Annotated in this window: 23 protein-coding genes; 16 read left to right on the top strand and 7 right to left on the bottom strand. The window is 60.4% G+C overall.

Translation table 11 applies throughout. From position 1 onward, the window contains the following. Nucleotides 1–38 precede the first annotated feature (38 nt). The 4 genes from pcaG to pcaD are packed head-to-tail and all read right to left on the bottom strand — an operon-like array spanning nt 39 to nt 2,634. A complete protein-coding gene (gene pcaG / locus EYD00_RS14800) occupies nt 39–659 on the bottom strand; it encodes a protocatechuate 3,4-dioxygenase subunit alpha (RefSeq protein ID WP_004445117.1) in 621 nt (206 codons plus the stop codon). A 2-nt stretch (nt 660–661) separates the two neighbouring features. Next, nucleotides 662–1,402 (bottom strand): protocatechuate 3,4-dioxygenase subunit beta, encoded by a 741-nt coding sequence (pcaH, locus tag EYD00_RS14795; protein ID WP_004445116.1) that lies wholly within the window; start codon nt 1,400–1,402, stop codon nt 662–664. After that, nucleotides 1,399–1,833, bottom strand: coding sequence for a 4-carboxymuconolactone decarboxylase (pcaC, locus tag EYD00_RS14790; protein WP_004445114.1), 435 nt, complete (start codon nt 1,831–1,833; stop codon nt 1,399–1,401). Before pcaC ends, pcaH begins: the two co-directional genes overlap by 4 nt. A gap of 3 nt (nt 1,834–1,836) precedes the next feature. Further along, the gene (pcaD, locus tag EYD00_RS14785) at nt 1,837–2,634 is read right to left on the bottom strand and encodes a 3-oxoadipate enol-lactonase (RefSeq protein WP_034496723.1); all 798 of its coding nucleotides are present in this window, start codon (nt 2,632–2,634) and stop codon (nt 1,837–1,839) included. A gap of 93 nt (nt 2,635–2,727) precedes the next feature. Here pcaD and pcaQ point away from each other — a divergent pair, with 93 nt between their 5' ends. Further along, the gene (gene pcaQ / locus EYD00_RS14780; protein WP_034496721.1) at nt 2,728–3,669 is read left to right on the top strand and encodes a pca operon transcription factor PcaQ; all 942 of its coding nucleotides are present in this window, start codon (nt 2,728–2,730) and stop codon (nt 3,667–3,669) included. Between the two features lie 199 nt (nt 3,670–3,868). Here pcaQ and pobA read toward each other — a convergent pair whose 3' ends face one another. After that, entirely contained in the window at nt 3,869–5,041 is a 1,173-nt protein-coding gene (pobA, locus tag EYD00_RS14775) for a 4-hydroxybenzoate 3-monooxygenase (protein ID WP_034496718.1), read from the bottom strand. Between the two features lie 117 nt (nt 5,042–5,158). On the opposite strand from pobA, the gene EYD00_RS14770 reads away from it, so the two are divergent. After that, a complete protein-coding gene (locus EYD00_RS14770; protein ID WP_022562713.1) occupies nt 5,159–6,082 on the top strand; it encodes a helix-turn-helix domain-containing protein in 924 nt (307 codons plus the stop codon). Here the strand turns inward: EYD00_RS14770 and EYD00_RS14765 are convergent. Then, complete coding sequence (locus EYD00_RS14765) at nt 6,052–6,813, bottom strand: IclR family transcriptional regulator (protein ID WP_034496715.1); 762 nt, start codon at nt 6,811–6,813, stop codon at nt 6,052–6,054. The genes EYD00_RS14770 and EYD00_RS14765 overlap by 31 nt on opposite strands. A 138-nt stretch (nt 6,814–6,951) precedes the next feature. On the opposite strand from EYD00_RS14765, the gene EYD00_RS14760 reads away from it, so the two are divergent. From EYD00_RS14760 to EYD00_RS14705, 11 genes are all read left to right on the top strand, one after another. After that, on the top strand, nt 6,952–7,659 hold the full coding sequence (locus EYD00_RS14760) for a 3-oxoacid CoA-transferase subunit A (protein ID WP_004445108.1): 708 nt from the start codon (nt 6,952–6,954) through the stop codon (nt 7,657–7,659). Next, nucleotides 7,656–8,351: a CoA transferase subunit B gene (locus tag EYD00_RS14755; protein WP_034496712.1), complete on the top strand. Its 696-nt coding sequence runs from the start codon at nt 7,656–7,658 to the stop codon at nt 8,349–8,351. The genes EYD00_RS14760 and EYD00_RS14755 overlap by 4 nt, the downstream gene beginning before the upstream one ends. Nucleotides 8,352–8,361: 10 nt before the next feature. Beyond that, nucleotides 8,362–9,567 carry a 3-oxoadipyl-CoA thiolase gene (pcaF, locus tag EYD00_RS14750; RefSeq protein ID WP_034496710.1) on the top strand — a complete coding sequence of 402 codons (1,206 nt, stop codon included), beginning with the start codon at nt 8,362–8,364 and terminating at the stop codon, nt 9,565–9,567. A gap of 433 nt (nt 9,568–10,000) precedes the next feature. Next, nucleotides 10,001–11,029 carry a LacI family DNA-binding transcriptional regulator gene (locus EYD00_RS14740; protein ID WP_004445104.1) on the top strand — a complete coding sequence of 343 codons (1,029 nt, stop codon included), beginning with the start codon at nt 10,001–10,003 and terminating at the stop codon, nt 11,027–11,029. A gap of 280 nt (nt 11,030–11,309) precedes the next feature. After that, nucleotides 11,310–11,492 (top strand): hypothetical protein, encoded by a 183-nt coding sequence (locus EYD00_RS14735; RefSeq protein WP_131258881.1) that lies wholly within the window; start codon nt 11,310–11,312, stop codon nt 11,490–11,492. A gap of 137 nt (nt 11,493–11,629) precedes the next feature. After that, nucleotides 11,630–12,553, top strand: a complete 924-nt coding sequence (locus tag EYD00_RS14730; protein ID WP_004445103.1) for a sugar ABC transporter substrate-binding protein — start codon at nt 11,630–11,632, stop codon at nt 12,551–12,553. A 46-nt stretch (nt 12,554–12,599) separates the two neighbouring features. Next, nucleotides 12,600–13,496, top strand: coding sequence for a sugar phosphate isomerase/epimerase family protein (locus EYD00_RS14725; protein ID WP_034496699.1), 897 nt, complete (start codon nt 12,600–12,602; stop codon nt 13,494–13,496). Nucleotides 13,497–13,505: 9 nt separating this feature from the next. Then, a complete protein-coding gene (locus EYD00_RS14720) occupies nt 13,506–14,516 on the top strand; it encodes a Gfo/Idh/MocA family protein (RefSeq protein ID WP_034496696.1) in 1,011 nt (336 codons plus the stop codon). An 8-nt stretch (nt 14,517–14,524) separates the two neighbouring features. Then, nucleotides 14,525–15,310, top strand: coding sequence for a TIM barrel protein (locus EYD00_RS14715; RefSeq protein WP_034496693.1), 786 nt, complete (start codon nt 14,525–14,527; stop codon nt 15,308–15,310). Nucleotides 15,311–15,506: 196 nt separating this feature from the next. Continuing rightward, on the top strand, nt 15,507–16,553 hold the full coding sequence (locus tag EYD00_RS14710; RefSeq protein WP_004445099.1) for a LacI family DNA-binding transcriptional regulator: 1,047 nt from the start codon (nt 15,507–15,509) through the stop codon (nt 16,551–16,553). A 116-nt stretch (nt 16,554–16,669) separates the two neighbouring features. Next, on the top strand, nt 16,670–17,746 hold the full coding sequence (locus EYD00_RS14705; protein WP_034496691.1) for an Ldh family oxidoreductase: 1,077 nt from the start codon (nt 16,670–16,672) through the stop codon (nt 17,744–17,746). A 24-nt stretch (nt 17,747–17,770) separates the two neighbouring features. Here the strand turns inward: EYD00_RS14705 and EYD00_RS14700 are convergent, their stop codons facing one another. Further along, nucleotides 17,771–19,765, bottom strand: a complete 1,995-nt coding sequence (locus EYD00_RS14700) for a putative bifunctional diguanylate cyclase/phosphodiesterase (protein ID WP_022562703.1) — start codon at nt 19,763–19,765, stop codon at nt 17,771–17,773. A gap of 314 nt (nt 19,766–20,079) precedes the next feature. Between EYD00_RS14700 and EYD00_RS14695 the strand changes: the two genes are divergently transcribed. The 3 genes from EYD00_RS14695 (at nt 20,080) to EYD00_RS14685 (ending at nt 23,716) form a co-directional block, all read left to right on the top strand. Then, entirely contained in the window at nt 20,080–21,126 is a 1,047-nt protein-coding gene (locus tag EYD00_RS14695) for a class I SAM-dependent methyltransferase (RefSeq protein ID WP_006700367.1), read from the top strand. 89 nt (nt 21,127–21,215) lie between these two features. Next, nucleotides 21,216–22,040, top strand: a complete 825-nt coding sequence (locus EYD00_RS14690) for a bifunctional allantoicase/(S)-ureidoglycine aminohydrolase (protein ID WP_034496687.1) — start codon at nt 21,216–21,218, stop codon at nt 22,038–22,040. 170 nt (nt 22,041–22,210) lie between these two features. Next, nucleotides 22,211–23,716, top strand: coding sequence for a sensor domain-containing diguanylate cyclase (locus tag EYD00_RS14685; protein ID WP_034496686.1), 1,506 nt, complete (start codon nt 22,211–22,213; stop codon nt 23,714–23,716). Nucleotides 23,717–23,860: the final 144 nt, after the last annotated feature.

Here is a 23,860-nt window from a genome sequence, read left to right as displayed (position 1 = left end):
TTGTCGCAAAACCGCTGCACACTTTTGCGCGATATGCGTCAGATATCGAAAAACACGGTTTCGCCTTCGCCCTGCAGACGGATATCGAAACGATAAACGTTGCCTTCTTCCTTTTTGGCGACAAGCGTGGCGATGCGGCTCTTCTGCTCGATGCGGGCGAGAACGGGATCGGCGGCATTGGCCTCCTGTTCTTCCGGGAAATACATACGGGTCTGCAGGCCGATATTGATGCCGCGCGCGACGATCCAGAAGGTGATGTGCGGCGCCATCGGCCGACCGTCGCGGAACGGCACCGAGCCGGGCTTGATGGTTTCGAAGACGAATTCGCCCGTATCCATGTCACCGGGCGAGCGGCCCCAGCCGATGAAATTCGGATCGGCCTTGCCGCGCGTTTCGCTCGGGCTGTTGTAATAGCCGTCGGTATCGGCCTGCCATATCTCGATCAGCGCATCCTTGAGCGGCATGCCGGCGCCGTCATAGACCGTGCCGCGCACGCTGATGCGCTCGCCGCGGGCCTTGTCGTTATAAAGCGGGCCGGAACCGAGATCCTTCTCGAACACGCCTTCGATGCCGACGAAATTGGGTGTGCAGCCGATATGCACATAGGGCCCTGCCGTCTGCGAGGCGGTTTCCTTGAAATAGTTGAGCGGCTGAACCATGATCAGTTGCCCTCCATGCGGTTTTCGAAAAGGGTGGAGCGGCGACCGCGCAGCACGATATCGAACTTATAGGCCAGCATGTCCATCGGCAGCGTCGCATTCATGTCCAGCGGCGCGATCAGTCTCCGTATCGCATCCTCGTCCGGAATGGTTTTGACGATCGGACATTTCCAGATCAGCGGATCGCCTTCGAAATACATCTGGGTGATGAGGCGCTGCGCGAAACCGTGACCGAAGATGGAGAAATGGATATGGGCCGGCCGCCAGTCATTGACGCCGTTCGGCCAGGGATAGGCGCCCGGCTGGATGGTCTTGAACCAGTAATAGCCGTTCTCGTCGGTGATCGTGCGGCCGACGCCGCCGAAATTCGGATCGATGGCGGCGAGGTAGCTTTCCTTCTTGTGGCGGTAGCGACCGCCGGCATTGGCCTGCCAGAATTCCACCAGCGCGCCGCCGACGCCGCGACCGCGCTCGTCCAGCACCCGGCCGTGAACGAGAATACGCGGTCCAACAGGCATTTCACCGGGGCGGGCATAGTTGAGGATGAGATCGTTATCCAGCGGATTCAGCATGCCATGGCCAAAAACGGGACCGGTGATCTCGCTCTTGGTTCCCTCAAGCGATATCAGGGCGCGTTGCGGCGAGCGCAGGATCGAGGTCTTGTAGCCGGGCGCATAGGCCAGCGGGTGAATATCGCGGTTGCGCGCGAAGAAAGGCCCGGTTTCTGGTGGCTGGTTGCTCATTTCGTTTCCTCCCCATCGCCAGTTTTATCAAGGGAACTATCGGCTTTCATGCTGGCCAGGGCAAGCTTGGCAATCTTGAAAGCATGATTGGCGGCAGGCACGCCGGCATAGATCGCCACGTGCATCAGCGCCTCGCGAATATCCGCCTCGGTTGCGCCGGTATTGACGGTGGCGCGCACATGCATGGCAAGTTCTTCGTCCTGGCCCAGCGCCGCAAGAAGGGCGATGGTGACCATCGAGCGCTCGCGTTTCGTCCATTGATTGCCGGACCAGACGGTGCCCCAGGCGCCTTCGGTAATGAGCTGCTGAAAAGGCTGGTCGAAGCCCGTCGTCACGGTCTGGGCGCGGTCCACATGGGCATCTCCCAGCACGGAGCGACGGGTCTTCATGCCCTGTTCGAAACGTTCGTTCTTGTTGTTCTGGTCCGCCATCGGTCAATGCTCCGGCAAGGTCTTGAGAAAAATGCACGCGGCCTGCGCGTAGGCGAGTGGCTGTTCAAGGCAGGGAATGTGGCCGCAGCCGGCGATTGTTACAAAGCGGCTTGCGGGGATGAGGTCCGCAAGCGACTTTACCAGTTCCGGCGGTGTCGAGCCGTCCTGATCGCCCACGATACAAAGGGTCGGCACGGCAATGCGCCCGGCGGCCGCGGTAAAATCCGCATCGCGGATGGCGGCGCAAGTGCCGCTGTAACCGGCTTCCGGCTGTTGCGACAGCATGTTGCGTGCGCCGGCATAGGCGGCATTGTCAGGCGTGCGGAAGGCGGGCGTGAACCAGCGCTCCATGACGGGATCGACCAGCGAGCCGAGGCCATCCGCAGAGATTTTGTCGATGCGGGCGTTCCACATGTCGGCCGTGCCGATCTTGTGAGCGGTATTGCTGAGCACGAGTGCGCGGACGAGATCGGGCCGGCGGGCATAAAGCCCCTGGGCAATCAGGCCGCCGACGGACAGTCCCCAGATGACGGCACTTTTCACACCGAGATGATCGAGCAGCGCGATCAGATCACCGGCATGGTCGTCGATCGAATAGGGTGGGCGACCGATATCGGAAAGCCCGTGGCCACGCTTGTCGTGCAGTACGTAGGCATAGTCATCGCCAAGCACTTCGATCACCGCATCCCAGATGCGGAAATCCGTACCGAGCGAATTGATGAAGGCGATGACCGGCTTGCCGCTGTCCAATCCCTTGACGCGATAATGGATCACGGTCTCGCCGCAGCGCAGAAAATGCATGATGGCTCCTCCTGCCGGGGATATTGCAAGCGGGTTCCGGTTAAGTAAAATGACATTATCGATGAAAATCATAACCACTGGATTATACGAGCGATGGTCGACCAGCGTATCAAGTTCCGCCACCTGCAGACCTTCGTGGAGGTTGCGCGGCAGAAAAGCGTTATCCGCGCCGCCGAAATCCTGCATGTCAGCCAGCCGGCGGTGACAAAAACGATCCGCGAACTGGAAGAGATCCTGGGTGTCTCGCTATTCGACCGGGAAGGTCGCGGCATTCGCATCAGCCGCTACGGCGAGGTTTTCCTGCGCCACGCCGGCGCGACGATGACGGCGTTGCGACAGGCGGTCGATTCGGTTTCGCAGGAGGCGGCGCGCGCCGGTCCCCCGGTGCGGGTGGGTGCTCTGCCCACGGTTTCGGTCCGCATCATGCCGAAGGCGATGGCCGGTTTTCTGGCGGAAAAGACCGGCAGCCCGGTGAAGATCGTGACGGGCGAAAACGCCGTTCTGCTGGAGCAGCTGCGGGTCGGCGATCTCGATCTCGTCGTCGGCCGTCTCGCGGCGCCGCAGAAGATGGCCGGGTTTTCCTTCGAGCATCTCTATTCGGAAAGGGTGCGCTTCGTGGTGCGGGCTGGCCACCCGCTTCTGTCGCCCGGTGTTTCGGTGTTCGATCACCTGCATGAATATCCGGTGCTGATGCCCACACGGCAGTCCGTCATCGGTCCTGTCGTGGAACAGTTTTTGATCGCCAACGGCGTTCCGGCCCTGCCGATCCGCATCGAAACCGTATCCGACGCCTTCGGCCGCGCCTTTCTGCGCACCAGCGACGCGATCTGGATCATCTCGGAGGGCGTGGTGGCGGCGGATGTGGCGGATGGCATCCTCGAAATTCTGCCGGTCGAGACCGGCGATACCAGCGGTCCGGTGGGACTGACGGTGCGGGCCGATACCCAGCCCTCGCTGCCGCTTTCGCTGTTGATGCAGGCCATACGTGAGGCGGCGGGCGAGTTGCTGGATGGGAGGGGGGAGGCTGGTTCTTGAGATGAGGGTGAGGGTCGGAAAAGTCTGAGAACCTCTCCTCCGTCATTCCGGCCTTGAGCCGGAATCCAGCCAAGGCGCGTCTGCGCCGTGAAAAGAGTCCTTTTTGCGATCAGTGACTTGATCGCGCTGGACCCCGGATCAGGTCCGGGGTGACGGGTGTGGAAACGGTAGGGATAAAAGCCGCGTGTCTGGGGCAGCCCTAATAGGGAAGCCCCACGTAATTTTCCGCAAGCGCGGTGGAAGCGGCGCGGGATTGGACGAGATAATCCAGTTCCGCCTCCTGAATGCGCTGACCGAAATCCCCCGTATCGGGAAAACGATGCATCATCGTCGTCATCCACCAGGAGAAGCGCACCGCCTTCCACACGCGGGAAAGCGCCTTCTGCGAATAGGCGTCGATGCCAGCTTCAGACCTGTCGCGATAAAACTCGATCAGCGCCTCGCTCAGATAATGTACGTCGCTGGCGGCAAGGTTCAGGCCCTTGGCGCCCGTTGGCGGCACGATATGGGCGGCATCCCCCGCTAAAAACAGCCGTCCGAACCGCATTGGTTCACTGACAAATGAACGGAGCGGCGCGATCGATTTTTCAAAGGAGGGGCCGGTCACCATCGCATCCGCATGGTTTTCCGGCAGGCGACGGCGAATTTCGTCCCAGAAGCGCTCGTCGCTCCAGTCTTCCGGCCGGTCCTCCAGCGAACATTGAATGTAATACCGGCTGCGCGTGTGCGAGCGCATGGAGCAGAGGGCAAAACCGCGCGGATGATTGGCGTAGATGAGTTCGTGGTTGACCGGCGGCACTTCGGCCAGAATGCCGAGCCAGCCGAAGGGGTAGACCTTCTCGAATTCCTTGATCGCGCCTTGCGGCACGGATTTTCGGCTCACCCCGTGGAAACCATCGCAGCCGGCAATGAAATCGCAATCGATCCGGTGGGTTACGCCATCTTTCTGATAGGTTACATAAGGGCTTTCGCCATCGAAATCATGCGGCTCGACATCAGATGCATCGTAGATGGTCGAGAGGCCGGCCGCTTCGCGCACATCCATCAGGTCATGGGTCACTTCCGTTTGACCATAGACCATCACACGCTTGCCGCCGGTCAGATCGAAGAGATCGATACGATGGTCGCGACCGTCGAAGGTCAGCGAAAAACCGTCATGCGGCAGACCTTCCCGGCGCAGGCGTTTATCCGCGCCGGCCTTTTCCATGAGCTGTACCGTGCCTTCTTCCAGCACGCCGGCGCGGACGCGGCCGAGAATGTATTCCTTGCTGACCCGGTCGAGAATGACGGTCTCGACACCGGCTTTCGCCAGAAGCTGGCCAAGCAACAGCCCCGATGGACCGGAGCCGATGATGACGACCTGTGTACGCATTGTTTCCTCCCGAACTTGTCTCCGGTCAAGAAATTGACCAAGCGTTGCCGGAAGCTCAATGGACTTTCCGGTCCGTAAATTGCACAATCCGACCATCGGGCGCAGGAGGGAGCGGAGATGCGGGTGACTGCCAATGAAGGGCTCTATGGCGAGGAAGCCGCGCAGGGCAGCGATTTTCGCTTCCATTGCGAGACGCTTTTTTCGCGGAGCAGCCTGCATCGCTTTGAAATCGGCCTGCATCGCCATTCTGCTTTTTTGCAAATCTTGTACATTTTTGGCGGCGAGGGCGATGCCTTGCTGGATGGCCGCATCGAGCCGATCCGCCCACCGGTCGCCATCATCGTGCCACCCGGTTTCGAACACGGCTTCCGTTTTTCCCGCGATATCGGCGGCGTGATCGTCACTATGCTGCAGGGCGCGCTGCCGGCATCGGTGCAGGCGCTTCTGCTGCGGAATTTCTCCCAACCGGTGCTTCTGCCCTTGCAGGATTTTGCCGATGGAGAAGGAGTGCGCAGCGGGTTCGAACGGATTTCCGCGGAATATGAGGCCCGTGAGATCGGTCGCGACGCGATGATAGAAGGCCAGCTTGCGACCGTCGTCGCGCTTCTTTCACGGGCGGCGCGGCCGCTTCTGGAAACAAGCGGTGAGGGCCTGGCGGAGCAGCGTTTCGAACGGTTGCTGTCGCTGATCGCCCGCCATATCCGCGAGCCGCAGAAAGCCGGTTTTTATGCGAGGAAGCTCGGCCTTTCGGAAACGCACCTCAACCGGCTTGTCCGTTCCGTTTCCGGGCTCAGCCTGCAGCGGCTGATTGCCAAGCGCCAGATCGAGATCGCCCAGCAGGAACTGGTCTTCACCGTCTCCAGCGTACAGATGATCGCGGAGGGTCTTGGATTTGCCGATCCCGCTTATTTCAACCGCTTCTTCAGGCGGGAAACCGGCATGACGCCGCGCGCCTGGCGGCTCGCCGAGCAGCGCAAGATGGGCGATACCGGCGCGCGGCAGATGCCGCTTCAGACCAGCATTCTCGCCAGTTCCCGCTGAACGGACAGAAGTGCGGGCAAATATCGCTCCACCAGATCATCCATCGAAGCGACCGAGGCGGCGAGCCCGACATTCAGCGCGGCAACCGTCTGGCCACGCACGCTTTTCAGCGGCACGGCGATGGAGCGAAGGCCGATTTCGACTTCCTGATCGATCAACGCATAACCGCGATGGCCGGTCACCTCGATTTCGGTGAGCAAGGCCTGAATATCGGTAATGGTTTTTTCCGTGCGGGCGACCAGCCGGGAGGCTTCGAGAATGTCGCGCTGTCGCTCCGCTGTCTGTGCGGAGAGAAGAACGCGGCCCATGGAGGTGCAATAGGCGGGCAGGCGCGACCCGGGCATCAGCGCAATGGACATGACCCGCTGCTGGGCGGCGCGGGCGACATAAACAATTTCGGTCTCGTCCAGGATAGAGACGGAGGTACTCTGGCCGATCTCCTCCGAAAGGCGATCGATGAGCGGCTGGACGATTTTGGGAAGCGGCATGGTGGCGAGGCAGCCGGTGCCGAGCCGCAGCACCTTCGGCGTGACGGTAAAGAATTTGCCGTCATAGGCGGCATAACCAAGCTCCGATAGCGTGAGCAGGCAGCGGCGTGTGGTGGCGCGGTCCAGTCCGGCGATCTCGGCGGCATCGGAGATGGAAAGCCGCGGCCGCTCGGCGCTGAAGGCTTCGATCACGCGCAATCCCTTGGCGAGACCGCCCATCATGTCTCTTTCGCTGACGGCCATGGCTAGGCTCCATTTGTGCGATATACGAACAAAAATCATATAACGCACAAAATCCTTGCCGTCGAGGCAATTTCAGCTTTACCTCATGGCCAAGCAGCCCTGCCGGTCCATCCGCTCGGCTGGATGGAGGTTTTGAGAATGGACAAGACAATCAAGAGCGCGGAAGAGGCGCTTGCTGGCATCGGCGATGGTGCGACGATCATGATCGGCGGTTTTGGCGGCTCCGGCGCGCCGATCGAGCTGATCCACGCACTGATCGACAAGGGACCGAAGGACCTTACCGTCATCAACAACAATGCCGGCAACGGCCGCATCGGCATCGCCGCGATGATCGATGCGGGCATGGTCAAGAAGATGATCTGCTCCTTCCCGCGCTCTTCGGATCCGCGCGCCTTCACCGATCGCTATCTGGCCGGCGAAATCGAACTGGAGCTGGTGCCGCAGGGCACGCTTGCCGAGCGCATTCGCGCTGGCGGTTCCGGTATTCCGGCCTTCTACACCCCGACAGGTTTCGGCACGGAACTGGCAGAAGGCAAAGTAATCGCGGAATTCGACGGCCGCTCCTACGTGCAGGAGCGCTGGCTGAAGGCCGATTTTGCCATCGTCAAGGCCGAGCTTGGCGACACCTATGGCAACCTCACCTACAACAAGGCCGGGCGCAATTTTAACCCGCTGATGTGCATGGCCGCGAAAACCACCATTGCGCAGGTCTCGAAGATCGTCGCCGCCGGCGAGATCGATCCGGAGCATGTCGTGACGCCGGGTATTTTCGTGAACGGCGTCGTGGAAATTTCCGATCCGCAACAGGAAGAAGTCCTCATTCGCGCGGGAGTAGCCTACGCATGACCACGACCATCGACACCCGCGAAGACATCAAGCTTTCCAACGCCCAGATCGCATGGCGCGCGGCACAGGACATCGAAGATGGCGCCTACGTCAATCTCGGCATCGGTTTTCCCGAAATGGTGGCGCGCTATCAGCCACCCGGCCGTCAGGCGATCTTCCACACCGAAAATGGCATCCTGAATTTTGGCGAAGCGCCGCCGGAAGGCGAGGAGGACTGGAACCTCATCAATGCCGGCAAGAAGGCCGTGACGCTGAAGCCGGGTGCCGCCTTCTTCCACCATGCCGACAGCTTCGCGATGGTGCGTGGCGGACATCTGGATGTGGCGATCCTCGGGGCCTATCAGGTGGCCCAGAATGGCGATCTCGCCAATTGGCGCGTCGGCTCCAGGGGTGTGCCAGCCGTCGGTGGGGCCATGGATTTGGTTCATGGGGCCAAGCAGGTCTTCGTCATCACCGAACATGTGACCAAGAATGGCGAGCCAAAGCTGGTTGAGAAATGCGCCTTCCCGCTGACCGGCGTCGGCTGCATCACCCGCATCTATACCAGCCACGCGGTGATTGACGTGGTTGATGGCCGCTTCGTGCTGCGTGAAAAACTGCCGGCGATGACGTTCGATGAGTTGCAGGCCATGACCGGCGCGCCGCTTCATGTGGATGGCGTGGTTGCTGATCTCGTTGCACCGGAACTTTGAGGAAACACCGATGACCGAAGCCTATATCTGCGATTACATCCGCACGCCCATTGGCCGTTTCGGCGGTGCGCTTTCTTCCGTAAGGGCGGATGACCTCGGCGCGGTGCCGCTGAAGGCGCTGATGGAACGCAATCCTTCCATCGACTGGGAAGCCGTCGAGGATGTGATCTTCGGCTGCGCCAATCAGGCGGGTGAGGATAACCGTAACGTGGCGCGCATGTCGTTGCTGCTCGCCGGCCTGCCGGTGTCGGTAACCGGAACGACCATCAATCGTTTGTGCGGTTCCGGCATGGATGCCGTCATTGCTGCCGCCCGTGCCGTCAAATCGGGCGAGGCGGAGCTGATGATTGCCGGCGGCGTCGAAAGCATGAGCCGAGCGCCCTTCGTTCTGCCCAAGGCGGAGAGCGCTTTTTCGCGCAATGCCGAAATCTACGATACCACCATCGGCTGGCGTTTCGTCAACCCGCTGATGAAGGCGCAATATGGCGTCGATTCCATGCCGGAAACCGGTGACAATGTCGCGGTCGATTATCAGGTCTCGCGCGAGGATCAGGATGCCTTCGCCGTACGCAGTCAGCAGAAGGCGGCGGATGCGCAGGCCAATGGCCGTCTCGACAGGGAAATCGTTTCGGTAACGATCCCCCAGCGCAAGGGCGATCCACTTGTCGTCTCGAAGGACGAACATCCGCGGGCCACAAGCCTCGAAGCGCTGGCTAAGCTGAAGCCGGTGAACAAGCGCGAGGGCGCTACGGTAACGGCGGGCAATGCGTCTGGCGTCAATGATGGTGCGGCCGCGCTTATCATCGCGTCAGCCGAGGCTGCGAAGAAATATGGCCTCACTCCCATCGCCCGTATCCTCGGTGGCGCCGCTGCCGGCGTGCCGCCGCGCGTCATGGGCATCGGCCCGGCTCCGGCCTCCGCCAAACTTCTGGCGCGGCTCGGGCTGAAGCAGGAACAGCTCGATGTGATCGAGCTGAACGAGGCTTTCGCGAGCCAGGGCCTCGCGACGCTACGCCAGCTCGGCATTGCCGATGACGATGCGCGGGTAAATGCGAATGGCGGTGCCATCGCGCTCGGCCATCCGCTCGGCATGTCCGGTGCTCGGATCGCCGGCACGGCGGCGCTCGAACTTTCCTTGAAGGGCAAGCGGCTGGCGCTCGCCACCATGTGTATCGGCGTCGGGCAGGGTATCGCCGTCGCGCTGGAGCGGATCTGACGGAATAACGGCTTCAGCATCGTGATAACGGTGCCAATGCCGCCGTAAACCGGTACGAATGCCCGCTGCCGCAGCTTCCTTAGTGTGACAGTGGCCATTCAGGTTACTCGGCAGGTGATTTTTTCGCTCTGACACATCCCAGCCCCCTCATTCCTGTGCTTGTCACAGGAATACAGCCGACGCGCGTCTGCGCGGCGGGAAGACTCCTCTCAGCCCAGGGACTTGGGCTGGCTGAATCTCTGTGACAAGCACAAAGATGAGGAGAGGAGGCGTGCTGGGCCAAGCAAGCCGGCCCTGCGATGCAGGCCCCGGTCGATTATTCCCTGATAAAGTACTCCACGCTCTTATCCCTCTGCACATGTTGGATTCCATCATAATCCGTGACATGTTTTGCGAGATATGACAGGAATCTTTCCGTCTACGGGGCACCCGCATGAAACGTCCGACCATTACCGATGTTGCAAAGGCCGCCGGCGTCAGCGTCGCCACGGTCGACCGGGTGCTGAACGGCCGCCTGCCGGTGCGGGAGGAAACCTCGCGGCGTGTGTTCGAGGCCGCGGAGAAGATCGGCTTTCATGCCACCAACATCATTCGTCAGCGTATGCTGGCGGATATGCCTTCCTATGGCCTTGGCATCATTCTGCGCAAGGAACGGCACGCCTTTTATCAGACCTTTGCCGACGAGCTGGAGCTTGCGGCGCGCAACATCCGGGATCGCCACGTCAATCTGCGCATCGAATTTGCGCAATCCGGTGAGCCGGCGGAGCTTGCGGCGCTGCTTATGGGCATGAAGGGCCGGGTACAGGCGGTGGCCGCTACCGGGCCGGACCACCACGATGTCACGGCCGCCGTCGAGGCATTGAAGATCAAGGGCATTCCGACATTCTCGCTGCTTTCCGATTTTGCCCAGGGCGTGCGGGAGGCTTATCTCGGTGTCAACAGCATGAAGGTGGGGCGCACAGCGGCGTGGATGATCTCACGACTGGCGCGCAGCAAGGGCAAGGTGCTTCTGCTGCTTGGCGGTCACCGGTTTCATGGTCATTCGCTGCGCGAAACCGGCTTTCGCAGCTACATGCGTGAATATGCGCCGGAATTTGAGGTTATGGATGCCCTGATCACGCTGGAAACACGACGCGTAACCTATGAGCTCGTGATGGACTCTATCGCCAAGCACAGGGATCTCGTCGGCATCTATTGCGTGGGCGGCGGCATGGAAGGGGTGATCGAGGCACTTCAACACGAAAAGCGGCAGGAACCCATTGTCTGCCTTGTCAACGAACTGACCCCCGTGTCCCGCCAGGCACTGCTGGAAGGCAGCATCAGCGGCGTGTTCCAGACCCCGCTACGAGAATTGTGCGCCGATCTCATCGCAACCATGGTTCACACTATCGAACATGGCATGGCGGAGACGCCGGGACAGCGTTTCCTTCCTGCCCATCTCTGGGTTCCTGAAAGCCTCTGATGGTTTGATAGATTACATCATATCGCGTCCGCCCGTTTCTATCATGCTTGATGGTTTTGCCTGCTGCTGACGCGTTGACGTGGTGACCGGACTAGGAAATCTTGCCTGCCTGTGGAGCGGACAGGAGGCCGACCTTCACAGCATGAGATTACGTCGGGGTTGCTTGACGCCGCGGATATTCCTTCGCGGCGCGGGGGCAGCTTTTTCCGGAAAGCCGTGACGGCGCACTTCGAGCGCGATGGTGCGGCCGGTTCTTTTCAAGGTTTGGAGGGGGAACGAGATGAAAAGACATTTCGCCAATGCAGCCTTCGCGACCATGCGGACGACGGGCGCGCCGGTGCAGGCCGTTGGAGTTTCGATGGCGCTGAAACCTGCCGGAAACGCTGCGGCAGACAGGAGGGTCTTCGTGCCTTTCGAGCTGGTAACGCCCACCAATCTCAAAAACCATCAGGCCGGGAATTGAGCCATGGCCGTGCCTGCCGGCTTCTGCGCTCCCCGGGGGAGTGCCGCCGGAGGGGCCTGACGCGCCGCAGCCGGGCACGACCGGCTACGGCAAAAACTGGACAATGCAATCAGCAGCGATTTCCGCGGGAGGAAACCTTGAAAAAACTATTGATGGCGACGGCACTCTGTATCTTCGCGACACCGGCTCTGGCCGAGACCCGAATTGCAGTATCGATGACGTCTTTCGACAATCCGTTTCTGACGATCCTGCTCAACGGCATAAGGGCCGAGGCCGGGCGCGACAAGACCATCGAGCTTCTGGTCGAGGATGCCCAGCTCGATCCTTCAAAGCAGCTGAACCAGGTGCAGAACTTCATTGCCAATGGCGTCGATGCGATCATCGTCAACGCCGTCGATGGTGACGCTACCTCGGCGATCACCAAGGCCGCATCCGCTGCGAAAATTCCGCTTGTCTATGTGAACCATCCGCCGGCTGAGCTGGAAACCGGGCTGCCTGACGGCACGGCATTTGTCGGCTCCAACGAACTTGATTCCGGCACCATGGAAGCCGAAGCCGCCTGCAAGCTGATGGGCGGCAAGGGCAAGGCCGTCATTCTGATGGGCCCTTTGGAAAACCATGCGGCGCTGGTGCGCACCAAGGATGTGGAAACGGTGTTCTCCAAGCCGGACTGCAAGATCGAAATCCTTGAAAAGCAGACGGCGAACTGGAGCCGCACGCAGGCACAGGACCTCGTTTCCTCCTGGCTGACGGCGGGCATACAGTTCGATGCGGTCATCGCCAACAACGATGAAATGGCGATTGGCGCCGTGCAGGCGCTGAAGGCAGCGGGCGTATCCATGAAGGACGTCGTCATTGCCGGCATTGACGCGACACCCGATGGACTTGCCGCAATGCAGGCGGGCGATCTCGATATCACCGTCTACCAGAATGCGACGAAGCAGGGCGAGGTCTCCGTTCAGACGGCGGTGAAGGCCGCTGCCGGTCAAAGCACCGAAAAGACGCTCTGGGTGCCCTTCGAACTCGTCACGCCGGAAAACATGTCCGCCTATGCCAAATGAGCCGGGGCTTCGGCCCCGTCCCTTATCCCGCCGACTGGAAACAGCCATGAAACATACGCTCGATCCCCACATGTTCCGGCATCTTTCGCTGGCCGAGACCTGCCGCAAGGTCGCAGAGCTCGGTTACGACTATGTCGAACTTTCACCCCGTCCGGATTTTCTGTCCTGGTGGACGCGACCGAAGGTCTATCCCGGGCGCGTCGCCGAATTCAAAAAGGCCCTGAAGGATCACGGCGTCGGCCTTGCCACGCTGCAGCCCATGTATCGCTGGGCGAGCCCGTATCCGGACGAATGGGAGGTAGCGATCGACAACTGGAAACGCGCCATCGAGATTGCGGTGGAGATGGAGTGCCCGATGTTCGTTTCGGAATTCGGTCGTGGAGGCTCGCCGGAGCGCAGCCTCAACGACCGGTCCGGCCTGCACCGTCCGGAAACCTGCGAAGCGCAGTTCTTCCGCGCCATGGATGTTCTGGTTCCGGTCCTCGAGCGGGAGGGGCTGGTGCTGTCGCTGGAGGCGCATCCCGAAGACTGGGTCGAGGAAATCGCGCCGGCCATCGACATCATCAAGACCATCAATTCCAAGGCGGTAAAGGCCTCCTTCATCGCGCCTCACACCTTCTTTTACGGTCCGGACATGGTTGCCAACCTGCGCGCGACCGAAGGTCATCTGGTGCATGTGCGCCTTGCCGATACCTATGACCACACCAAATCGTCGCAGCTGCGCTACATCGTCAATCCGCCCGGCGCCAAAGTCAGGGTGCACCAGCACACGGATTTCGGCCAGGGCGAGATCGACTGGGAGATATTCTTCGCCACGCTGGCCGACATGAAATTCGACGGTGTGCTGTCGAACTGCGTCTTTGCCTGGGAAGATCGTGTCGATGAAAGCGCGCGTTTCATGCTCAGCGAAACCCGGCGATATGTCGCCAAATACTGGAAATGAGGTTTTCAGATGACTGTGAAAATTGGTGTCATCGGCACCGGTGCCATCGGGCGCGATCACGCCCGACGTATCAATGAGGTTCTGGGCGGTGCGAAGGTCGTTGCGCTGAGCGACGTCAACCGCGCCTCGTCCGAAGCGGTCAAAAAAGACATCGCCCCTGATGCCGCCATTTTCGCCACCGGCGAGGAGCTCATCGCATCAGCTGATGTGGATGCCGTGCTTGTCACTTCCTGGGGCGCGACGCATGAGCAATATGTGTTGGCGGCCATCGCCGCCGGCAAGCCGTGCTTCTGCGAAAAGCCGCTGGCGACGACGGCAGAGGGCGCGAAGCGGATCGTCGATGCTGAGGTGGCGCATGGCAAACGGCTGGTGCAGGTGGGTTTCATGCGCCGCTACGACGCCGGTTACGTGGCGCTGAAAAAGACCGTGGACACCATGATCGGCGCCCCGATCATGGTCCATGCCGCCCATCGCAACCCGACCGTTCCGGAGCAGTATGTGACGCCCATGGCGATCCACGACACGATGATCCATGAGATCGACGTGCTGCGCTGGCTGCTCGATGACGACTATGTGTCGGCCCGGGTTCTCTTTCCACGTGCCGCCGCCCGCAGCCATGCAAAGCTGAGGGACCCGCAGATCGTCATTCTGGAAACGGCCAGGGGCACGATCATCGACGTCGAAATCTTCGTGAACTGCCACTACGGTTACGACATACAGTGCCAGGTGGTCGGCGAGGACGGCATTGCCAGCCTGCCGGAGCCGATGGCGATACAGACGCGGCTCGGCGCCAAGCTGCAGAACGATATTCTCACCGACTGGAAGGATCGTTTCATCGCCAGCTACGACGTCGAATTGCAGGACTTCATCCATGCGGCGGCGAAGGGAACAGCCTCCGGCCCCAATTCCTGGGACGGCTACGTGGCCGCGATCACCTCCGATGCCTGCGTCGCCGCGCAGGAGACGGACGGGGCAGCTGTCGCAATCAGGCTTCCCGCCCGTCCCGCCCTTTATCAGTGAGGTCTTTCATGCGTTTTGCCATCAACCACATCACCGCCCCGGCGCTTTCGCTCGAGGACTTCTTCCAGACCGCGCGCGAACTCGGCCTCACCGAGGTCGAGATCCGCAACGACCTGCCGGATATTGTCGGTACGGTGACACCGGCGCAGGTGAAGGCGGCGGCCGACAAGGCCGGCGTGACGATCATCTCCATCAACGCGCTTTATCCCTTCAACGTCTGGTCGGGCGACCTGCCGCAGCGCGCCGTCGCCATGGCCGATTACGCCGCGGCGAGCGGTGCAAAAGCGCTGGTCATGTGCCCGCTCAATGACGGCAGGGCGGTTTCCTTCGACGATCTCGTGACGGCGCTGAAGGCCATGAAGCCGATCCTTGAGGAGAGAGGCCTTACCGGTCTTGTCGAACCGCTAGGCTTCCCGGTCTCCTCGCTGCGCACCAAGACCGAGGCGGTGAGAGCCATTGACGTGGCCGGCGGCGGCGATGTCTACAGGCTGGTGCACGACACCTTCCACCATCACCTCGCGGGCGAAACGGCGTTTTTCCCCGAACGCACCGGTCTCGTCCACATTTCCGGCGTCACCGACCCCGCCGTCTCCGTCGCCGACATGCTGGATGCCCACCGCGTCCTGGTGGATGGCGCCGACCGGCTGGAGAACATCGCCCAGATCAGGGCGCTGGAGGCCGCCGGTTACAAGGGGCCCTACAGCTTCGAGCCCTTTGCGACGGAAGTTCATGACCTGAAGGACCCGGCTGCTGCCGTGAAAGCCAGCATCGACCATATCGCCGGCGCGCTCTGACCGCGTTGCCGCCCGCGGTGAAGCGCGGGCGGCAACCGGACGATCGCCAAAGCCGGAGAAATCAATTCCGCATTTACGGATGATGCTGTAGTCTCCGGTAACGAGAGAGCAGCAGACCGGCGCGGTTATTCTTCAGATCGATTGCGTGAGTCTTTCCGCCAGGGCCGTCCGAAGAAGAGTGGTTGAATTCCCTTTTATGAAAATAGACAGGAAAACGACGCTCAAGGACGTCGCGCGGGAGGCGAATGTTTCGCTGAGCACGGCTTCGCATGCGATCAACGGCACGGCGCCGCTCACCACTCAGGTTCGCGAGCGGGTTCTGGAAGCCGCCCGGTCGCTTGGTTATCTCGAAAACCGGCGCCAGAAGGCGACCATCGCCACCTTGCGTGTCGTCCTGCTGGCCATGACCAATGACGCGGCACCGCAGAGCGACCTCAACATGGTCAGCTGGACAATGTTGAACGGCTTCCGCCGCGAATGCGAGCGGCGCGGCATCCGCATCGTTCCCTATGTCAGTGCAACGAGCCGGCTCGACCCCGTGGCGGTTGCCGAAGCCGTCAGGACAGATAATGTGGACGGTGTCGTGGTTCTGAATGACGACAGGCCGCAGCTGGTCGAGGCGCTTTCCGCGCTCGGCAAGCCCGTGGTGCTGATCAATGGCGAAGATCCGGCCATGATCGTCGATACGGTAACGGCGGAGAACCGGTTCGGCGCTCGCCTCGGCATCGAGCATCTGCTGTCGCTCGGGCATCGCAATATTGTGCATGTGACCTGGAAGGGCCGCACGACGATCCGCCGTCGCCATGATGGCTATAACGATGCATTCCTTGCAACGGGCCTTGCCGTTCCGGCCGATATGGTCATCGAGGTCGAGAGCTACGAGCCCGAATGGGGGGAGGTGGCTATCCGCCGTCTGCTTGCCGAGCAGCGACCGCTGCGAAACGCCACCGCGATTTTCTGCGCCGCCGATAATCTGGCGCTCGGCTGTCTGAAGGCCTTGGGGGAGGCCGGCATCCGGGTGCCCGAGGACGTCTCGGTGCTGGGTTTCGATGACATCATGCCAGCTGCCTTCAGCACACCGCCTCTCAGCACCATCCAGTTGCCCGCCGACAGGCTGGGCGGGGCGGCGCTGTCGCTGCTGGAGCAGCGGCTGGTGGCGGCCGATCCCACCCGGCCGGCGCACCGGCTGGAACTCGGTTGCCGGCTGGTGCTGAGGGGCAGTATCGCCCCGCCGCGCAAATAGGCCGCTTTCCGCCGCCGCCGCGCCGATCGATGTTTTCCACGTGATATTCGATTGCAAAAACCTATCCCATGAATAGCCTGTGCGGCATGGATTCTGGAATCGGGAGGGTTCCCCGCATGTCGCACAGCAATGAAAACGTCCCTGCTCTGGCGAGGCTGGATGAGCTGGATCGGTTCTGCCGCGCCATTTTCCTCGCTGCCGGTACGGATGACGAGACGGCCGATGCGGCGACCCGCGCCATGATGCATGGCACGCGGCTTGGCGTTGACAGCCACGGCGTGCGCCTGCTCGCTCATTATGTCACCGCACTTGAAGGCGGGCGTCTCAATCCGCGGCCGCAGATCAGCCGCGTTTCCGGCTTCGGCGCGGTGGAGACGGTGGATGCGGACAACGCCCACGGCGCCCGCGCCACCTATGCGGCCATGGAAAACGCCATGGCGCTCGCGGAAAAATTTGGCATCGGCGCGGTGGCGATCAGGAATTCCTCGCATTTCGGACCGGCTGGGGCTTATGCGCTGGAGGCGGCCCGGCAGGGCTATATCGGCCTGGCATTCTGCAATTCGGACAGTTTCGTGCGCCTGCATGATGGGGCCATGCGCTTTCACGGCACCAACCCGATTGCCGTCGGCGTTCCTGCAGCGGATGACCTGCCGTGGCTGCTGGACATGGCGACCAGCGCAGTGCCCTATAATCGCGTGCTGCTTTACCGCAGCCTCGGGCAGCAATTGCCTGCGGGCGTTGCCTCGGATGGTGACGGCGTCGATACAAGCGATCCGAATGCTGCGGAAATGCTTGCCCCTGTCGGCGGCGAATTCGGCTTCAAGGGCGCGGCGCTGGCGGGAATGGTGGAGATTTTCAGTGCGGTTCTGACCGGCATGAAGCTGAGCTTCGATATCGCCCCGATGGGCGGGCCGGATTTCTCCACGCCGCGCGGGCTTGGTGCCTTCGTTCTGGCGCTGAAACCGGAAGCCTTCCTTGAGCGCGACGCATTTGACGAGGGCATGAAGCGCTATCTCGAAGTGCTGCGGGGGTCCCCCGTTCGCGAGGATTGCAAGGTCATGGCGCCTGGCGATCGCGAATGGGCGGTGGCGGCGAAGCGGGAAAGGGAAGGGGCGCCGGTCGATCCGGTCACCCGCGCGGCCTTTTCGGAAATGGCGGCAAGGTTTTCGGTCAGCCCGCCCGCATATCACTAAGCTTCCACGATTGTCAGCGCCCGCTCAGGCGGGACGAAGAAGCATGCTGGGGCGCGGATAGGGTGCTTTTGCGGGCCCCAGCCTTTCCGCCACGACCGGACGGCCAATGTAATAGCCCTGCGCGTAATCGATTTCCATCTGGCGCACGAGCCTCAGCTGTTCCTCGGTTTCCACGCCTTCGATCAAAATTTTATGGCCGCGATTGCGAATGAGGCGGATCATGTCCTGCAGCATCGCCCGTCCGCGTGGGGTCTTGCTGTCATGCAGGAAGGAACGATCAATCTTGACGGTATCGAAATCCGTCATGCGCAGCCATGACAGGCCGGCGAAACCCGTTCCGAAATCATCCAGCCAGATTTTGATGCCAAGCGTCTTCAGGTCGTTCAGGCAACGCAGCACATCCGAATGCATTTCCATGTCCAGGCCTTCGGTGATTTCGAAGGCGAGCCTGTTGCCGGCAATACCGGCTTCCACGAGAATGGCCGCGACGGACGTGGCGAACCCAGGGTTCTTCAATTGCATGGGTGACACATTGACGCTGACGACATCAACCCTGTCATCGGCCAATATGTGCTTGCAGACCGTCTTGATGGTCCACAGGCCCAGTTCCATGATCGTGCCGGTACGCTCGGCGATCGGGATGAAGATGCTGGGGGCGACGGAATTGCCATCCAGCAGGCGAAGTCGCATCAGCGCCTCGACGCCTGTCGTTTCATTGGTCGAGATGTTCAAGATCGGCTGGTAGACAAGGGAAACAAGGTTCTCCGAAACTGCGATCTTCAGAAGAGCGGCGATGTTTTCCGTTTCGTCGCTGGTCTGCGGATCGTCGGGATCAAACAGCTTCATGCAATTGCGGCCATTGCCCTTGGCGATGTAAAGCGCGCGATCGGCCTCGTTGATGATCTTCTCCAGCTTGCCGTCCGGATTGGGGCGGGTGAAGGAGGCGCCGATGCTGACAGTGACGATGAAGGTGCCGTCGCGGCGCTGGTCATGTGCGAGGGACAGGCTTTCCACGGTATGGCGGATCGTTTCGGCGAGCTCGCCAACCTGCTGTTTGGACTTGAATGGCGCCAGCACGATGAATTCCTCGCCACCATAACGGCCGATCGAGGCGCCGTGCTGGATGATTGCATCCTGCAAGGCATTACCCACGGTCACGAGACACTTGTCGCCTTCCTGGTGGCCATAACGGTCGTTGTATTTCTTGAAGAAATCGACATCGATCAGGAATACGGAAAAACCTTCTTCCTTCTTCATCCAGTTATCCCACAACAGGCGCAGATGGTGATCGATGGCGCGGCGGTTCTGCAGCCCGGTCAGGGAATCGGTGTTGGAAAGACGCAGCAGCGCCTGGCCACGCTCATCCGCCGCCTTCTGCTGGGCCTTCGCTTCCAGCCCGTTGACGAAGACATGGTAGCGTTCCCTGTTCAGGTTCCAGTTCACATAAGACGTGAAGACGAAGCAGGAGATATAGAAGGTGCCGAAAGCGAATTTGTAGAAAGCGTCTTCAGGAAACTGCGTCGCCGCCAGAAAATAGGTGACGAGAATGATGCCCGATGACACCAGCGACAGATGGAATCTGAAAGTGAAAAACAGATTGGCGCCCATCATGAAGATCGCCCCGAAAACCATGTAATAGGACATGTTTTCGATATTGTCGGTCAGCAGCGATGGCAATAGCCAGCCGATATAACCCATGACGAGGGCGGTCGCACAGGTGAGGTCGAGCGCTGCGGTGCTGGCTCCCCGGCGCAGCTGGATTTCCAGTGTCAGCAGCGCTGATACGGCGACCGCGAAACGTGCGACAATGGTGTAAAACGCGACGTCGGGTATCAGAACGATGTCTGAAGCGGCAAACAGAAGATAAATGAAGACAGCCGTCCACAGGCCCCGACGGATAGAACCCCGGCGGCTGCGTTCGCCTTCCTGCTGGTAAAGGGCAAGAAGTTCATCAGAAAACCGGGAGTCCGGCCGCCGATAGTCTTGCTGTCCACTCACCTCTCCCAATGTGTGCTTCATGCACTTTCCCATAGTGTTGCGTATACTTATTAAGTAACTGCTTATTCCACTTTTCCGTGTGCTGTCGCACCCAGTTCGGGTTCCTGTCGATCTCTGCCAAAGCGGATTGAGACCATGGAAAGGAAGAACGCATCATACGTTCGCAACATTAAGTTTCACTAAACCGCCTATCCTCCCAGCCGCCACCCGAGAGTGTGACCAAAAAAATACGCTAATCTACTAATCTATCCCTACACCGCGCAAAAATCGAAATCGAGTGGCCTTCGGTGTCCCAGAAACGTATAGTTAACAATGTGTTAACACTGGAGGCTGAAGTGGTGCGGGTAAAGAAGAAAAATCTGGATGGGGCAAGTCTGATCACCCCGGATACTGTCGCAAAAGAGATTTTTGCACGCAAAACGAAAACGTTCGATGAGCAGTTCGCAGTTGCAAAAGCAGAAATTGCCATCATTCTCGAATTGGCACAGCAGCAGTTCGATAATGGTATTTCAGCACATGACATAATACATCGAACGGCGGGGGCGCTGCATGGGTTGCGAGAAAAACTCCACTCAAGCGTGTGGGCTGAACTGATCCCCATCATACAGAATCACCCCGTGTCGGAGCGTTTTCTGCAGGATCCGTTCACGCGCTGGTCGTTCGACAAGCCGCGGGGTTATTCCGGCGATGCGCAATTGCTGGATTTTATCTATGGCCACGAAAGCGTTGCCGGTCTGGTGAAGAATGCGACGCCGCTGGGGCGTGATCTTTACGACTATACGAAGGACGCCAGTTCTTCCGTGGCGGTGCGCGAGCGACGGGATCTGCTGACGCGTTTTGTCGACGAAGCGGCGGCCCGGCACGGTGAAGATACCGAAATCCTCACCATAGCGTCCGGACATCTGCGCGAGGCGGATGCTTCCGCGGCGCTGAAGGAGGGCAGGCTGCGGCGCTGGGTGGCGCTCGATCAGGACCCCTTGAGCGTCGGTTCCGTTGCCCGCGATTTCGCCGGCACCTGCATCGAGGCGATCGACGGCTCGGTGCGCGATATCGTCCTGCGCACGCAGGAGCTCGGCACTTTCGATCTGATATACGCAGCCGGTCTATACGACTACCTGAACGACCGTGTGGCGATCAAACTCACGCGGCGCTGCATGGAGATGCTGAAACCCGGCGGCATGTTCCTTTTCGCCAACTTCTCCGAGGACATCGTTGTGGACGGCTACATGGAAACCTTCATGAACTGGGCGCTGCTGTTGCGCTCGAAGGCGGATATGTGGCGGATCGTCAATGCCAGCGCCGATCCGGACAGCATCGAGGCTGAGGTGTTCTTTGGCGAGAACCACAATATCGTCTACGCGACGATGCGTAAGAAGGCATGACATCCTTCGGCCCGTCTTCCTGCCAATAACCATTTGCTTAAACCTCGTCGCGGGCCTAAGAATCCGCGCCGAATGCATTGCAGAATGGAATGGCTGAAATGAAGAGATATTATTCGGATATGGGCGGTCTGCCCGGGCAGACGGAACTCCTGTCGAGCAAGGCTGTATTCAAGACCGCCTATGCTGTCATCCCCAAGACCGTGATGTCCGATATCGTGACAAGCGTGCTGCCCCACTGGACCGGCACGCGTGCCTGGATCATCGCCCGGCCGATGACCGGCTTTTCCGAGACTTTCGCGCAATATATCGTTGAAGTGCAGCCCGACGGCGGCAGCGACCGGCCGGAGCCGGACGCAAGGGCGCAGGCGGCGATCTTCGTCGTCGATGGCGAGATGACCGTTGAATTCGAGGGCGCCCGGCATGAGCTGCGGGAGGGCTCCTTCGCTTTCCTTCCGGCCGGCAGCCGCTGGCAGATCCGTAATTCGGGCAAGGCGCCGGTCAAATTCCACTGGGTGCGGAAGGCGTTTCAGGCCGTAGACGGGCTGGAGCCACCGCCGGCGATCTTCACCCATGAAGACGAGACCGCCCTTTCGGCAATGCCGGACACCGACGGCAAATGGGCGACGACCCGTTTCATCGATCCTGATGACGTGCGTTACGACATGCATCTCAACATCGTCACCTTCGAGCCGGGCGCAACCATTCCCTTCATGGAAACCCATGTCATGGAACACGGCCTTTATGTTCTCGAAGGCAAGGCCGTGTACCGGCTGAACGAGGACTGGGTGGAGGTGCAGGCCGGCGACTTCATGTGGCTGCGCGCCTATTGCCCGCAGGCGTGTTATGCGGGCGGGCCGGGCCGATTCCGCTATCTGCTCTATAAGGATGTAAACCGACACGTGAAGCTCTGGTAACGGGCCTGCGGTCTGCAAAAAACCATGAATTGTCGCGCAATCCGGCGGTTTGCGCGATAAATGCTTGCTTTGGATCGAATATCCCTAATAAATTCCCGTAGGCGGCGGCTATTGCTGCGCCGCTTCGTTTGGTGATCCGCCTGCACCTATCCTTGAGAAGACTTGCCCGTATGACTGAGACGATCGATGCCAATGTCTTCAATCTTGCGCCCGTGGCGATGTGGATCGAGGATTTCAGCGAGGTAAAGCGCCAGTTCGATATCTGGCGGGCGGAGGGCGTAGAGGATCTCAGGGCGTTTCTTCTGGACGATCTGACAAGGGTGGCGGCCTGTTCGCAGAAGATCCGCGTCATTCAGGTCAACGCCAGGACGCTGGAACTGTTCGAGGCCCACGACCAGAACCATCTCGTCGACAATCTGCACCGCATCTTTCGCGATGACATGCTAGAGAGCCATGTGAACGAGCTTTCCGAACTCTGGGCCGGCAAGACGGAATTCACCAGCAATGCTGTCAATTATTCGATCGGTGGCAGGCGGCTGGACATTCAGTTGCGCGGCGCGGTGATACCCGGCCACGAGGACACGCTCGACCGGCTGCTTCTGACCACCGAGGATGTGACGGAGCGGGAGGAGGCCCGCCGCAAGGAGCTGCTCAACCGCCGTTATGCCGAGGGCATGTTCAAACATTCGCCTGTGTCCCTGTGGGTGGAGGATTTCAGCCGGGTAAGGCGCCTGATCGAGGAGGTCAGGGAGCGCGGCATCATCGATTTCCGGGTCTTCATGGATGTGCATCCGGAATTCGTGCGGCAATGCATGAGCGAAATCCGCGTCATCGACGTCAATCGCGCGACGCTCGACCTGTTCTGTGCGCCGGACCGGCAGGTTCTGCTGCAGCGGCTAGGCGATATTTTCCGCGACGAGATGGAAAAGCCGTTCCGCGAACAGCTGATGGAACTCTGGAACGGTAATCTCAGCCATCACCGCGAGGTGGTGAACTACGCGCTGGACGGTTCCGAGCGGCATCTGCTTTTGCATTTTTCGGTTTTTCCCGGGTATGAGCGGGACTGGTCTCTGGTGCAGGTGGCGCTGACGGATATTACCGCGCGCAAGAAAGCCGAAGCCTACCTCGAATATCTCGGCAAGCACGATGTGCTGACCAAGCTGCACAACCGCGCCTTCTATTCCGACGAGCTGAACAGGCTGGAGCGCAGCGCGTTGCGGCCCGTATCGGCGATTGTGATCGATCTCAACGGCCTGAAGGACGCGAATGACAAGCTGGGGCACGATGCTGGCGACGCCCTGTTGCGACGCATGGGCGAGGTGCTGAACGGCGTGGTGACTGCGCCGAACCACGCAGCCCGCATCGGCGGCGACGAATTCGCCATTCTTCTTCCCGGCGCCGACAAGCAGGTGGCCGCCGCCATGGTCGAAACCGTTTATGAGCTGCTGAAGATCAACAACCAGTTCTATTCCAGCGCGCCGCTCAGCCTGTCGTTGGGTGTGGCGACCAGCGAGGCAGGCGAGACGATGGAATCGTTGGTGCGCCGCGCCGATATGAATATGTACGAGCAGAAAAATGCCTATTACGCGGCGCTGCGTAACAGGTCTGCCGACAATAACGACAAGACCAATGCCGGCCCCCAGCCGGAAGCCAGCTCGCTGAAGCGTTTGTCCTGACGGTAAGAGGGGTCATCGACCCTCGCTCGCGCAATTATTTCTGATCTTCCGGCCATAAGGCCCAAGGTGGGACCCGCGCCGTCGTGGGTCCCAGCCCCCTTCCGTTTCCCGATGCTCTTGCGAATGCAGGCCGTGTTTCCACGC

The organism is Agrobacterium sp. 33MFTa1.1 (assembly GCF_004328495.1).
Classification (GTDB): Bacteria; Pseudomonadota; Alphaproteobacteria; order Rhizobiales; family Rhizobiaceae; genus Agrobacterium; species Agrobacterium pusense.
The sequence above is the reverse complement of the archived record's forward strand: the minus strand, read 5'-3'. Positions and strand labels throughout refer to the sequence as shown.